This is a genomic window from Nocardia sp. NPDC058640 (assembly GCF_042716995.1).
Lineage (GTDB): Bacteria > Actinomycetota > Actinomycetes > Mycobacteriales > Mycobacteriaceae > Nocardia.
Genome location: NZ_JBHXRG010000006.1, coordinates 141,811 through 155,034 on the forward strand (window position 1 = coordinate 141,811; position 13,224 = coordinate 155,034).

General features: G+C 67.8%; 12 protein-coding genes. 3 read left to right on the forward strand and 9 right to left on the reverse strand.

The genetic code is table 11. The annotated features are described in order from the left end of the window. Nucleotides 1–57: 57 nt before the first annotated feature. Complete coding sequence (locus tag ACFWU5_RS11145) at nucleotides 58–555, reverse strand: polyadenylate-specific 3'-exoribonuclease AS (RefSeq protein ID WP_379267012.1); 498 nt, start codon at nucleotides 553–555, stop codon at nucleotides 58–60. 253 nt (nucleotides 556–808) lie between these two features. Between ACFWU5_RS11145 and ACFWU5_RS11150 the strand changes: the two genes are divergently transcribed. Continuing rightward, nucleotides 809–2,194: a class II 3-deoxy-7-phosphoheptulonate synthase gene (locus ACFWU5_RS11150; RefSeq protein ID WP_379244168.1), complete on the forward strand. Its 1,386-nt coding sequence runs from the start codon at nucleotides 809–811 to the stop codon at nucleotides 2,192–2,194. A 78-nt stretch (nucleotides 2,195–2,272) separates the two neighbouring features. Here the strand turns inward: ACFWU5_RS11150 and pknB are convergent, their stop codons facing one another. Continuing rightward, nucleotides 2,273–4,222 (reverse strand): Stk1 family PASTA domain-containing Ser/Thr kinase, encoded by a 1,950-nt coding sequence (pknB, locus tag ACFWU5_RS11155; protein WP_379267072.1) that lies wholly within the window; start codon nucleotides 4,220–4,222, stop codon nucleotides 2,273–2,275. 92 nt (nucleotides 4,223–4,314) lie between these two features. Here pknB and ACFWU5_RS11160 point away from each other — a divergent pair, with 92 nt between their 5' ends. Next, nucleotides 4,315–4,683, forward strand: a complete 369-nt coding sequence (locus tag ACFWU5_RS11160) for an Rv2175c family DNA-binding protein (protein ID WP_379244170.1) — start codon at nucleotides 4,315–4,317, stop codon at nucleotides 4,681–4,683. 3 nt (nucleotides 4,684–4,686) lie between these two features. Here ACFWU5_RS11160 and ACFWU5_RS11165 read toward each other — a convergent pair whose 3' ends face one another. The 6 genes from ACFWU5_RS11165 to ACFWU5_RS11190 form a co-directional block, all read right to left on the reverse strand. Then, a complete protein-coding gene (locus tag ACFWU5_RS11165) occupies nucleotides 4,687–5,097 on the reverse strand; it encodes a type II toxin-antitoxin system VapC family toxin (RefSeq protein ID WP_379244172.1) in 411 nt (136 codons plus the stop codon). After that, entirely contained in the window at nucleotides 5,094–5,375 is a 282-nt protein-coding gene (locus tag ACFWU5_RS11170) for a type II toxin-antitoxin system Phd/YefM family antitoxin (RefSeq protein ID WP_379244174.1), read from the reverse strand. The genes ACFWU5_RS11165 and ACFWU5_RS11170 overlap by 4 nt, the downstream gene beginning before the upstream one ends. A 197-nt stretch (nucleotides 5,376–5,572) precedes the next feature. Further along, nucleotides 5,573–6,538, reverse strand: a complete 966-nt coding sequence (locus ACFWU5_RS11175) for a phytoene/squalene synthase family protein (protein ID WP_379267013.1) — start codon at nucleotides 6,536–6,538, stop codon at nucleotides 5,573–5,575. 76 nt (nucleotides 6,539–6,614) lie between these two features. Then, a complete protein-coding gene (locus ACFWU5_RS11180; protein ID WP_379244178.1) occupies nucleotides 6,615–8,270 on the reverse strand; it encodes an alpha-(1->6)-mannopyranosyltransferase A in 1,656 nt (551 codons plus the stop codon). A gap of 101 nt (nucleotides 8,271–8,371) precedes the next feature. After that, complete coding sequence (crtI, locus tag ACFWU5_RS11185; RefSeq protein WP_379267014.1) at nucleotides 8,372–10,009, reverse strand: phytoene desaturase family protein; 1,638 nt, start codon at nucleotides 10,007–10,009, stop codon at nucleotides 8,372–8,374. A gap of 14 nt (nucleotides 10,010–10,023) precedes the next feature. Then, complete coding sequence (locus tag ACFWU5_RS11190; protein ID WP_379267073.1) at nucleotides 10,024–11,178, reverse strand: polyprenyl synthetase family protein; 1,155 nt, start codon at nucleotides 11,176–11,178, stop codon at nucleotides 10,024–10,026. Between the two features lie 335 nt (nucleotides 11,179–11,513). Here ACFWU5_RS11190 and ACFWU5_RS11195 point away from each other — a divergent pair, with 335 nt between their 5' ends. After that, on the forward strand, nucleotides 11,514–12,515 hold the full coding sequence (locus ACFWU5_RS11195; protein WP_379267015.1) for a methylenetetrahydrofolate reductase: 1,002 nt from the start codon (nucleotides 11,514–11,516) through the stop codon (nucleotides 12,513–12,515). Here the strand turns inward: ACFWU5_RS11195 and ACFWU5_RS11200 are convergent. After that, on the reverse strand, nucleotides 12,505–13,107 hold the full coding sequence (locus ACFWU5_RS11200) for a DUF2867 domain-containing protein (RefSeq protein WP_379267017.1): 603 nt from the start codon (nucleotides 13,105–13,107) through the stop codon (nucleotides 12,505–12,507). The two genes, ACFWU5_RS11195 and ACFWU5_RS11200, sit on opposite strands and share 11 nt — an antisense overlap. Between the last annotated feature and the right edge of the window lie 117 nt (nucleotides 13,108–13,224).

Consider the following 13,224-nt stretch of genomic DNA (forward strand, 5'->3'; position numbering starts at 1 on the left):
CGTGCTGAAAAGTGAAGGCCCCGAGTCGAATTCGACTCGGGGCCTTCACTTGTGTGGTTACAGGCGCGGGGTGCGGCGGTAGGTCTCGATGGCCTCGAATTTCGCCAGGTTGTGCCGGGCGTCGGCCAGCGCGTCGTGCGCGTCGTCGGGGATCGGCGGCAGCGCGGGGGAGCCGTTGACGGCCCAGTGCTGGCGCAGTTCGTTGGTGTAGCGCGGCATGCCCTTGGGCAGCGCGGTCATGTCACCCCACAGCTGGCACAGCGCCACATGGTCGTAGGCGCCGACCCAGGCCCACAGTTCGGGCACCACGGTGGGCCGGGGCAGGAAGAACTTGAACAGGTCGTCGCGGATCTGTTCCCTGGTGCGATACAGCGGCGAACCGGCGGGCGGCAACTTGGGTAGCACGTGCTTGCGCACCCACGGTCCCGCCTTCGTCGCATCGAATTCGGTGGAAACCGCGTAGTACTCGCGCCCGTCCTCACAGACGACGCCGATCGAGATCAGATCGATCGTCACCCCATCCTCAACGAATTCCGAATCGTAAAAATATCGCAAGGAGATCGCCTCTTCGTGCCGATGGGTTGCTCGTGACGTCCGGCGATGGACCCACGAGGGGTTGACGAAACCCTATGTCGGCGTTGTACGCGCAGTTCGCACGGGTCGGCGGTGCCCGTTCACTGCGTACGCCACGCGCGGTGGTCGGCAGCTGCCCCGCGCGGGGACTTCGCGTTGGCTGCCGGTTGCCCCGCGCGCACTTCGCAGGTACGCCGGATATTCGCCCGTGTGCGCGGGTCCGTATTCTTAGCTGGTGACCTGGACCGTCGACGTACCCATTGACCGCCTGCCGGAACTGCCGCCGCTGCCTGCCGATCTGCGCAGTCGCCTCGACGCCGCTCTGGCCAGGCCCGCCCTGCAGCAGCCGTCGTGGGATCCCGACGAGGCCGCGACCATGCGCACCGTGCTCGAGAGCGTGCCGCCGATCTGTCTGCCCGCCGAGGTCGAGGACCTCAAGACGCAGCTGGCCGCGGTCGCGCGCGGCGAGGCCTTCCTCATGCAGGGCGGTGACTGCGCGGAGACCTTCGTCGACAACACCGAACCTCACATCCGTGGCAACATCCGCACGCTGCTGCAGATGGCCGTGGTCCTCACCTACGGCGCGAGCATGCCGGTGGTGAAGGTGGCCAGGATCGCCGGCCAGTACGCCAAGCCGCGCTCGTCCGACACCGATGCCATGGGCCTGAAGTCCTACCGCGGCGACATGATCAACTCGATCGTGGCCGACGACGCGCTGCGCCGCCACGACCCGTCCCGACTGGTCCGCGCGTACGCCAACGCCAGCGCCGCGATGAACCTGGTCCGCGCCCTGACCAGCGCCGGCACCGCCGACCTGCACCGCCTGCACGACTGGAACCGCGATTTCGTCGCCCAGTCACCCGCGGGCGCGCGCTACGAGACCCTCGCCGAGGAGATCGACCGCGGCCTGCGGTTCATGGCCGCCTGCCAGGTCAACGACCCGAGCCTGAAGACCGCGCGCATCTACGCCTCCCACGAAGCGCTGGTGCTGGATTACGAGCGCGCCATGCTGCGGCTGAGCGAGTCCGAGACCGGCGAGCCGCTGCTGTACGACCTGTCCGCGCACTTCCTGTGGATCGGCGAGCGCACCCGTCAGCTCGACGGCGCCCACATCGCCCTGGCCGAACTGCTGGCCAACCCGATCGGCCTCAAGATCGGGCCGACCACCACGCCCGATCAGGCCGTGGAATACGTCGAACGCCTCGACCCCAACAACGAGCCCGGCCGACTCACCCTGGTCGCGCGCATGGGCAACGGCAAGGTGCGCGACGTGCTGCCGCCCATCATCGAAAAAGTGCAGGCCACCGGCCACCAGGTGATCTGGCAGTGCGACCCCATGCACGGCAACACCCACGAGTCGTCCACCGGTTTCAAGACCCGGCACTTCGACCGCATCGTCGACGAGGTCCAGGGCTTCTTCGAGGTGCACCACGCGCTGGGCACCCACCCCGGCGGCCTGCACATCGAGCTGACCGGCGAGAACGTCACCGAATGCCTCGGCGGCGCCCAGGACATCTCCGACCTGGACCTGGGCGGTCGCTACGAAACCGCGTGCGACCCGCGCCTGAACACCCAGCAGTCCCTGGAACTGTCGTTCCTGGTCGCGGAGATGCTGCGCTGAGTCAGTAAGACGAGCCCGGGGCGGTCAGCGAGGACCGCGCCCGGGTTTTTCTTTGTCCTTCTCGGGATCCTTGCCCCTTCAAGGCAGGGCGGTGAGCGATACGACGCTGCCCGCCTCCACATTCGTGTTGATGCCGGGAACCTGGCCGATGACCAGCGAACTGTCGGAATCGGTGAGGGACTTGACCTCCACTCGTAGGCCGAGCTGTTGCAGCTTGTCGCGGGCGTTGCCGACGCTCTGGCCCATCACATTGGGCACCTTCACCGCATTCGACACGATCAGCGTCACGGTGTCACCCGATTGCAGGGTGGTACCGACGGCGGGGTCGGTGGCGATCGCCTTATCGCCCTCGACGCTCTTGTCGAACTGCACGCGGGTCTCGCGCACGGTCAGGCCCGCGGTGGTCAGCGCCTTCGCGGCCTCCTCGGCGGTCTTCCCGCGCACATCGGGCACGTTGACCGGCTGAGAACCCTTGCTGCGGTACACCTTCACCTGCGCGCCCATCGGCAGGACCGTGCCCGGCGCGGGCTCCACCCGGGCCAGTGAGCCCTTCGGCGCGGTACTGGCCGCCTCGCCACTGTCGATCGGCTGCAGGCCCGCGTCGCGGATCGCCTCGTTGACGGCACTGATCTGATCGCCCGGCGCGAGGTCGGGCACGCGCGGTTTGCCGTTGGAGATCAGCACCGCGATCGTGGAACCCTTGGTCACCCGCGACCCGGCCGACGGATCGGTGCCAACGACCCCGCCCACCGGGATCGTGTCGGAAGCCTTCTGCCGCAACGACGTTTCGAAACCGGCCTCCTGCAGCACCGACACGGCCCGCTCGGAGTCCATGCCCGCGATCGGCGGCACGGCGGTGTAGCGGCCGACGCCCAGCCACCAGCCGCCGATGCCGACCAGCAGGGTCAGCGCGGTGACCAGGCCCACCCACACCAAACCTGTTCGGCGAGCGTGACTGTCACCGCCCGCGCCGAAAGCGGTCGCGGCCGGCGCGTGCTCCTCGGGTCGGGGACGCTGCGCGGTCACCACCCGGGTGTGATGCTGCTCGGGCGCGGGGGAGTGGTGTGCGGCAACAGGATTGGGGGTCACCGGGCGATCGCCGGGGTGGTGCGCGGCGCCGGTGTGGTAGCTCTCGCTGAGATGTTCGGCCGAATCCCGCGGTGCGGGAACACGATACGACGGCAGGTTCAACTGCATCGCGATCGACTGCAGTGCCGCCGCCATCTCGTTGGCGTCGGCGTAGCGCAGTGCGGGGTCGCGGGAGGTGGCCTTGGCGACCAGCGCGTCGAACTCGGGCGGCACGCCGCCGATGAAGCCGCTGGGCGCGGGGACGTCGTTCTCGACCCGCTGATAGGCCACCGACAGCGAGTTGTCGCCGCTGAACGGCACCCGCCCGGTGAGTAGTTCGAAGATCAGGATGCCGAACGCGTACACGTCGCTGCGCGCGTCGGCGGTGCCGGTGGTGACCTGCTCGGGCGCCAGATAGGCGGCGGTGCCCAGGATCACGCTCGCCGACGTGGTGTTGGCCGCGGCCACCGCGCGCACCAGGCCGAAGTCGGCGATCTTCACCTCGCCCGCGTCGGAGATCAGCACGTTCTCCGGCTTCACATCGCGGTGCACCAGGCCCGCGTCGTGGGCGGTGCCGATCGCGCGCAGCACCGGCTCGGCCACCGCGCGCACGGCGTGCGGCGGCATCGGTCCGCGTTCGCGCAGCAGTTCGCGCAGCGTGCCGCCCTCGACCAATTCCATGATCAGGAACGGGTATTCGCCGTCCACGCCCTGGTCGTAGACCGCGACCAGCGACGGGTGCTTGAGCTTGGCCACCGCGCGCGCCTCGAACTCGAAACGGCTCAAGAACTGCGGGTCACCGGCGAATTTGGGGTCCATCACCTTGATCGCGACAGGGCGATCCAGCCGGGTGTCGGTCCCGCGGAAGACCATCGACATCCCGCCGCGCGCGATCGGCGCGTCGATGCGATAGCGCCCTTCCAGCATCTGGCCGATCAAGTGAAGTCCTCCGGCATTCAACCGGCCGCCGTGTGCGGCCACCACGATCGTAACTGTGTCGTGTCGGCATGCCAGACGATGAGTGGGCCGCGACACGTACTACCGTTGTTCCGGTGAGTGCCTTCCCTTGCAGCAAAGACGTGCTGCCCGACACCGAAACCATCGTCTCGCTGCCCGAGGCGGCCGACATACTCGGCGTCCCGGTCACCTCGGTGCACCAACTCCTGCGCGATTACCAGCTGCTGGCGGTGCGCCGCAACGGTGTGGTCGGCGTTCCCGCCCGCTTCTTCAACGCCGAAGACGAGATCGTGCGCATGCTGCCCGGCGTGATCACCGTGATGCGTGACGGCAAGTACAGCAACGAGGACATTCTCGAATGGCTGTACACCGACGACCCCTCCCTGCCCGGCCGCCCGGTCGACGCCCTGCACACCCAGCTGGCCCGCGAGGTAGTCCGCCGCGCCCACGCCGAACCTTTCTGAGCCTCACACCGGGTCGAACGGATTCACCAGCGCGGCACCGGTGTGCTTGAAGTGCTTGGTGTTTCGTGTCGCGACGGTGTGCCCGTGTGTCAATGCTGTTGCCGCGATCAGGCCGTCGCTGACGTCGATGGGGGCTGGGATCAGCGCCCATCGGTGTACGACGGGCGTGTCGACAGCCAGAATTCGTTGCGCGTAATTGCCCTCGATCTCGTCGACGGCGGCCTCGATCCGGTCCGCGCGTGCACTCTCTTCACGCGCACGGAGGAGCGCGACGCCACGACGGAGTTCACCGACGGTGATCACGCTCAACCACAACTCGTTGGTGCGGTTGCGCGCGAACCAGTCGAGAACTGCGGGGTCCGGTGTCCGTCGCATCAGTTCGGAGATGACGTTGGTGTCGATGAGGAAGCTCACGACAGCTCGGTGAAGTCGAGTTCTCGCGGCATCGATTGCGATCTCTGTGCCTCGACTTCGGCGATGACGTCGGCGGTCTCGTCGTCGAGGCCGCCGAAGGTCACCACTAATCGATCGACGAAGCTGATATCGGGCCTGGTCAGCCGACGGTATTCCGCGATGTCGATGACTACCGCGACCTCGTCGCCGTGACGAGTGATGGTCTGCGGACCCTCGGCCTCGACCGCGCGAAGTACTTCAGAAAATCGCTGTTTGGCTTCTTGTACCTGCCACCGCATAGCCCACCGCCCCTGGTTGATTCCTATCTGGACAGACTAGACAGAATTTAGGCGGCTGTCTATGCCTGACGATATGCGGCGATCTGGCTGACGGTTTGCGACAAATCGGCTGACGGTTTGCGGGCGATCTTTTGACGGTATGCGACGATCTGGCCGAGTAGGTGGACGGCTGAGGGTTGCGGCGGATCGGTTGAGCGCTAGCGGCGGGAGATGGTCAAACCCTTGGCGGCGACCAGGATTCGGCGGTGGTGGGGGACCGTGGCTCGGGTGGCGAACACCTGGTAGTCGGCCGCTTCGATGCGGTCGAGGATTTCGGCGTAGAGGGTGGCGGCGGTGGTGATGGCCGGGCGTACTCGGGGGGCGAGTAGGGCGATGCCGGGGACGGCCTGCCGGTAGATGTCGCGGTTGAGCGCGATCAGGTGGGCCAGGGCGCGGCGCAGCGGTGTGTCGGTGTGGCCGCGGTGGTGGCAGGCGCGCAGGTGATCTTCGTCGACACCGAAGGCTTGCAGTTCGTCGGTGGGCAGGTAGACGCGGTCGCGGTCGAGGTCCTCGGCGACATCGCGCAGGAAGTTCGTGAGCTGGAAGGCCTCGCCGAGGGCGGCGGCCGCCGGCTCGGCATCGACCACGGGCACGACCGTGCCCAGGACCGGGAGCAGCTGCAGGCCGATCGCGGCGGCGGAACCGCGCATGTACTCGCGCAGGTCGCTCATCGTGGCGTAGCGGGTGCGGTGGGTGGCCGTGCCGGGGACGTCCATGCGCATGGCGTCGAGGAACGTCCAGATGTGGGCGTGCGCGATGTCGTAGCGGGTGATGGTGTCGGCGGCCGCGGTGACGATCTGGTGGCGGCGTCGGTCGGTGGTGGCGAGGTTGCCGTGTTCCAGGGCCAGTCGCAGCTGTTTCTCGACCAGGTCGAGGTGTTGGGCGGGGGAGACCTCGGTCAGTGGGGCGAGTCGGTGCGCAGTGGCATCGCGCGGGTCGAGAACGCGGGCGGGGTTGTCGGCGTGGTCGACGATGTCATCGACCATTCTCGCGAAGGCGTACAGCGCGTGTACGGCCCGGCGTCGTTCCGGTGAAAGCAGGGTGGTGGCCAGGTAATACGTGCGTCCGTGCTCGGCGGCGATCCGACGGCAACTCGCGTAGGCCGCGTCGAGATCACCGGTCAACGGTCGGACACCATCGCCGGGCACGGTCGCGACTCGAAGCCCCCGCGTGCGCCCGATCATGCTGCGAGCTCGCCGCTCATGCGCGAACGGGCGGCGCCGCTTCGCTGGCAACAGCCTTCGATTTGGCCGACCGCAGATGCAACGGATCCACGGTGCGCAACGACACCGCGGCGACCACGGCGGCGAACGTCGCCAACGCGACGTGCCAGAAGTTGTACAGGCCGATCGACCCGTCCGGCTGGAACACCAGCATCAACCAGGTGCAGATCCCCACCAACCACATCAGCGTGGTGGTCGACAGCGCGAACCCGGCGGCCAGCGCCAGCGGCCACGAGTAGTACCAGGGCAGCGCGGCGGGCGACAGCAGCACGATCGCCACGAACGCGATGATGATGCCCATCACGGCCTCGCGCTCGCTGTGCCGGAACCGCCACCAGGTCGCCACCAGCAACACCACCATGGCGATCTGGCACAGCAGGCGGGTCACGTCCAGCACCGAGTCGAAGTTCAGCGGGCTCACCCAGGTGACCATGTGCGCCAGGATCGTGGGCAGCGACAGCCAGTTGATGATCTTGTTCGAACCCTGCAGCGCGGTGACCCAGCCGAAGCCGACCCCCGCGATCACCGACGCCGCGCCGAACACCAGCGCGAACACACCGACACCGATGCCCGCGATCTTGGCGAACACGAACAGCGGGTGCGGCATATCCGGTGACGGTCTGGCGGCATCGGGGTGTTTGAGCTCCTCGGCCAGGGCGGCATCGGAATCCACCTGCCGTTGCGCGGCTCGGCGTTCCTTCTCGTGCAGAATCCAGATCCACACCAGGAACGGCAGCGCCACGCCCGCGGTGGCCTTGATCGCCACGCCGATGGCCACGACCACGATGCCGGCGACGTGATGTCGTTCCAACACCAGCGCCACGCCCGCGCACATGAGCCCGACCATGAGCATCTCGTTGTGCACGCCGCCGATCAGGTGCACCAGCACCAGCGGGTTGAGCACCGCCAGCCACAGCGCGACCGTGGGCTTACCGCCCAGATGCTTGGTCAGATACGGTACCGCCCACATCATCAGCGCCAACCCGGGCAGCATGGCGAAGCGCAGCGCGATGGTCCCGGCGATCACATTGTCGCCGGTGAGCGAGGTGATCGCGCGGCCCATGAGCAAGAAGACAGGCCCGTACGGCGCGGTGGTGGTGGTCCAGACCGGACTCACGTTCTCCAGCAGCAGACCGGGATTGGCGACGGGACCCACCTGGTAGGGGTCGAAACCGTCGCGCAACAGCGCGCCCTGCGCGAGGTAGGAGTAGACGTCGCGGCTGAACATCGGTGCCGCGAACAGCAGTGGCGTGACCCAGATTCCGACGATCGCGCGTAACTCGTTGAGGGTGACCGTCGAGCCGCCCTTGCCGAGAGTGGTGCGGCCCAGTCGAACCCACGCGGTGATCATCATCAGCACGCCGATCCAGATCAGGATCGTCGACAGCGCGTACCCGTGGCCGAACCGCAGCCACGACAGGTGTAGGCCTTCCAGCAGCGGGTCGCGTTTGCGGACAGCGCCCGCCCCGAAACCGCCGAAGGTGATCATCGCCGCGCCGAAGAATCCCATGATGGCCGCGTGGCCTTCGGGACTGCGGGCGAAATCGCCTGCGATCCGCAGCCAGGCCCGAACGCCGGGTTCGGTTCGAGCGGGTAGGTGGCCCTGACGCTCGAGTGTGCGCGTGTTGTCCATGGTGCCTACGGTCGTCTCGGGGGGCGGCATGTTCGGTCGGTCCCCCCGGATGGTCGGCGGTCGCAACCGCGAGCTGATAAGTCGGCCGTCAGTTTACGGCTTCATCTTGGAACACTAACCCGGTGGTCGGTACCGGTGCGCGCCCGGCTGCCGGTGATTCGTGCCGCGGCCAGCTTGCCCGACAGCAGCGTGGTGGGCACACCCACCCCCGGAGTGGTGCCACAACCTGCGAGAACGACGTTGTCCACACCCCTTGGCAGATTGCGTGGGCGGAAGGGACCGGTTTGCCGGAACAGGTGGGCGAGGGAGAACGGTGTGCCCGCGATCATGCCCTGGGCGGCCCAGGTGGCGGGGGTGTCGAGGTGGTCGACGGTGAAGTGGTCGGTGATGCCGGTGTATCCGCGCTGTTCCAGGACGGTGAGCAGTTCTCGGAGGTAGGCGGGGCCGAGGGTGTGCCAGTCCAGGGGGGCCGCGGTGAGGTTGGGGCAGGGGGCCAGCAGGGAGAGGGGTTCGTGGCGGCCGTCGGACCTGTCGACGAACTGGCCGGGGTCGGTGAGCGCGGGTCGGGTGAGCAGCAGTGACGGGTCGCTCATGAGTTGTCCGCGACCCTTGCGGGCGGCGATCTCGGTGAACGTCTGCGCCCAGGCGGCGCCGAAGTCGATGGTGTGGTGGGCCTGGACGGGCCATTGTGCGGCGATCTCGGCGGGGATGGTGCCGTGGGCGACCACTGCCGAGGGGGAGGCGCGCAGGCCGCGACGGTGGTGCAGGCCGAATCGCGGCAGGGAGCCGATGTCGGCGGTGAGAACTACCGCGTCGCACGAGAATGTGCGTCCGTCGGTGGTGCGGATGGCTTCCGCGTGCCGTCCTCGGGCACTCCGTACCGAGCCGACGGCACCATTTCTACGGCCGTTGGAGCGGGCTGCGAACACGGCGGCAGGGCTGGTGCGCTTGTCGTTCGCGTAGTCGATGCCGGCGACCTCGGCGTTCAGTACGAGGTTTCCACCGGCCTCGGTGAATGCCTCGGCGAGCGCGACGGTGATCGCCCGCATCCCCCCTGCGGGGAAGTAGACGCCCAGGCACGTATCCATGTTCGGGATCGCGCCGTAAATCGCGAGCGCGTCATCGGGCGACATGCCCGCATACAGCGCCTGGAAGGTGAACAGCCTGGTCAGCCGCTCATCGCGCAGATAGGACCGAACCCGCGGCCCGAGTTTCCCGAACCCGCCGAGCTCGGCCAAAGTGACAAGCGCGGCCCTGGCGCGCGGGGTGCGCACCATATCGAGCGGTGAATCGAAATCGGCGTCCATGAACTCGTCGAATTCGGCGTCATAGATGCGACCGAGCCAGCTGCGAAGTCGCCGATAGTTTCCGGCTTCCTCAGCACCACAAGCCTTTTCGACCTCGGCAGCCATCTGGTCGGCATCATCGAACACACGAATATCGCTGCCATCGGCGAACCGTGCGTGATAGGCGGGGGTGAGGCGATGGATCCGCAGGCCGACGCTGTCCCGGGTTTGCCCGACGGCCGCCAACGCGTCATCGATCACCGATGGCAGCGTGAGAACCGTTGCCCCACTGTCGATCTCATAGTCGTCGAACCGATAACGCCCCACACGCCCACCCGGATGATCGGCGCGTTCCAGCACCGTCACCTCATGCCCCGCGCCCCGCAGATGCAGCGCGGCCGCCAACCCCGCCAGCCCGGCACCGACTACAACGACATGATCCGCTTGTCCCACAACACTTTTCCTGTTCAGGCCGCGCGACGCGTGGCGGCCAGCGCCATGGCGTGCAACAACTGCTTGGCTTCGGGCGTCGCGGAACTGGTCGCGATGGCGGCCAATCCGGTCTCGGTGAGTTCGCCGATCCGCCGCTCCACCTCGTCGACGGCACCCAGTTCGGTGAGCACCGCGCGCAACCGGTCGACGGCCGCGTCGTCGAGATCGGTGCCCAACCCGGTCCGGATCAGCGCGGCGGATTCGGTGTCCGCGCGTCGCAGCGCCTCCGCGATCAACACGGTCCGCTTGCCTTCGCGCAGGTCATCGCCGGAAGGCTTGCCCGTCACGGCCGGGTCGCCGAACACGCCGAGCAGGTCGTCGCGCAGCTGGAACGCGATCCCGACATCGGTCCCGAAGGTGCGCAACGCGTCGACCAGGTCGTCGTCGGCGCCCGCGATCGCCGCACCCAGATGCAACGGCCGTTCGATCGTGTACGCGGCGGTTTTATACCGGTTGATCCGCAAAGCGGCCTCGACCGATTCGTCCCCACCGGCCTCGCCGTTGATGTCGAGCAGCTGCCCGCCGAGCACCTCGGTCCGCATCCGCGCCCACACCGGCGCGAACCGCGCCAACGCGTCGGCGCTGAGTCCGGCCGCGTGCACCAGATCGTCGGCCCAGGCCAGGGCCAGATCGCCGATCAGAATCGCGACGGCCGATCCGTAGGAAGCGCCGTCGCCGGGCCAACCGGCTGCCCGGTGCCGATCCTCGAAGTCGATATGCACGGTCGGGAACCCGCGCCGAGTCCGCGAGGAGTCGATGATGTCGTCGTGCACCAGCGCGCACGCCTGCACCAGTTCCAGCGCCGAACAGGCCGTCAACACCGCGGCCGCGTCGGGACCGGCGGGATCGCCACCGGCACCGAGCCAGCCGGTCCACGCGAAGCCGGGCCTGGTCCGCTTCCCCCCGCGAACAACGAACTCTTCCAACGCCCGCACCGCGTCGATGAACACCGGTCCCAACGGTTCGACGATCTCGCGACGGGTGGCGAAGAAGCTGGTCAGCACCTGTTCCACGGCGGCCACGAAGGCCGGGGTGCCCGGTGTCAGCGCGACGAGATCGACCGAGGTCAGCGCGTCGGCGGCGGACCGGGAGAGCGGGGTACCGATTCCGGCGGACAGGGCGGCCTCCAGTGGCGAAGTGGGCGAGCGGCGGGCACCGGTTTCGCACTCGGCGGTGCGCCTGCCAGCGTTGGGTCGAACGATACGCGGGCACGGTGACACGATCGTCAGCGCACTTCGCCGCTGCGACGGAGCCCACACCTGGCGTTTCGGCGAGCTCGCCGATGCGGCGCTGTCGAACTGCTCGGTGATGCGTTCGGGGTCGCAGCGGGGCTGGGGTCGGTCGCCACCACAGCGTTCACGGGCCTTGACGTGCGACCTGCCCGCACACGAGCCGCGGGCCCCCTGCGGCGGCGAGGATCACCGGTCGGCGCGGGAGCGGTTGGGTGTCCCACTAGACTGGCACGGTGACTTTCGACAATGGACGGGGACGTTCGACCCCAGATCGACCCGCCCAACAGCCGTCGATCGTCTCGAACACCCCCTCGGTGGTGCAGAGTCTGCGCACCCATTCCGGCAACGGCGTGCCGTTCTCCGTGGAGTTCAACCCCCCGCGTGACGAGGCAGGCGAGGCCCGTCTGTGGCGCGCGGTCCGCGAGTTCGAACGCATGCACCCCGCCTTCGTGTCGATGACCTACGGCGCGGGCGGCTCCACCCGCGACCGCACCGTCCGCATCACCGGCGCGCTGGCGCAGGAAACCACCCTGCTCCCGGTCGCGCATCTCACCGCCGTCGGCCACAGCATCGCCGAACTGCGCTCCCTGGTCGGCTCCTACGCCGACTCCGGTATCTGCAACGTGCTGGTCCTGCGCGGCGACCCGCCCGGCGACCCCCTCGGCGAATGGCAGAAGCACCCCGGCGGTGTCGAATACGCCGAAGAGTTGGTCCGCATCGTGCGCGACCTCGGCGACTTCCACGTCGGCGTCGCCTCGTTCCCCCAGGGCCACCACCGCTCACCCGACCTGGACCACGACACCTACCACCTGGCCGCGAAACTCCGTGCGGGAGCGGAGTATTCGATCACCCAGATGTTCTTCGACGTCGACCACTACCTGCGCCTACGCGACCGCGTGATCGCCATGGACCCCATCGAGGGCGCCAAACCGATCATCCCCGAACTGATGCCCATCACTTCCCTGCGCACGGTCGCCCGCGCCGAAGAACTCAGCGGCCGCCCCATCCCCCCCGCCGTAGTCGCCCGCCTGACCCGAGCCGCAGGCACCGGCCCGGAAGAAGACCGCGCGGCAGTCCGCGCCGAAGGCATCCAGATCGCCACCGAAATGGCCCAACGCCTCATCAACGAAGGCGCCCCCTGCCTGCACTTCATCACCCTGAACTTCGCCAAGGCCACCAGCGAGGTCCTCACCAACCTCGGCTACGGCGTAACCGCAGCCCCGATCAGCGCGTAGAGCGCCTTCGATCGAAGGCAATCCACCGCCGTTCAGTGGGGGTGGCGAGGTCTTTCCAGGTTTGTTCCCAGCTGCGGGTGATGGCGGGGTAGATGATGGTGTAGCGGAAGGGCTTGATGGCGGCCATGTAGAGGCGGCCGAGGCGGCCGTTGGGCTTGACCAGGACTGCCATTCGGAGGTGGTAGCCGGTGGGGTCGGGGACCCAGCTCAGGTGCATGATGCCGTGCATGGTGTTGTTGGCGATTTCGCCGGCGTATTCGTTGTCGAGGACGTAGAGGCTGGTCAGGGGGCTGTTTTCGACGGGGGTGGCGGTGTCGCGGAGGTCGGTGGGGAGTCGGTCGCGCAGGGAGGTGACTTGGGCGCGGTCCCAGCCGAACAGTTCGCCCAGCTTCCAGCGGACTTTGAACAGCAGTGCGCTCAGGCCGGTGGACTCGGTGGTGCGTTCGGCCTGAATGGCGGCGAGCAGGGCCGGGAAGTCGTGCCGGCCCGCGCCGGGGATGCGGAACTTCCAAACGTCCTCGACAACGAAATCGGGGGCGATCTCGTGGATGCGCCAGGGGTGCTCGGAATGGGCCGATTCGGGCAGTCGCATAGCTGAAACCCTTCACTTATACGGTGGCGTATAAGTGAAGAGCCTACCCCTGGTATACGCCTACGTATAGGTCAATCAAGATCACCACGCTCTGGTGGCGGGATTTTGGTCCGAATT

Coding starts and splice junctions, on each gene's coding strand:
- ACFWU5_RS11170 (WP_379244174.1), bottom strand. CDS start 5,375: ATGCGGTGGCAGGTACAAGAAGCCAAACAGCGATTTTCTGAAGTACTT.
- ACFWU5_RS11200 (WP_379267017.1), bottom strand. CDS start 13,107: ATGCGACTGCCCGAATCGGCCCATTCCGAGCACCCCTGGCGCATCCAC.
- ACFWU5_RS11180 (WP_379244178.1), bottom strand. CDS start 8,270: ATGGACAACACGCGCACACTCGAGCGTCAGGGCCACCTACCCGCTCGA.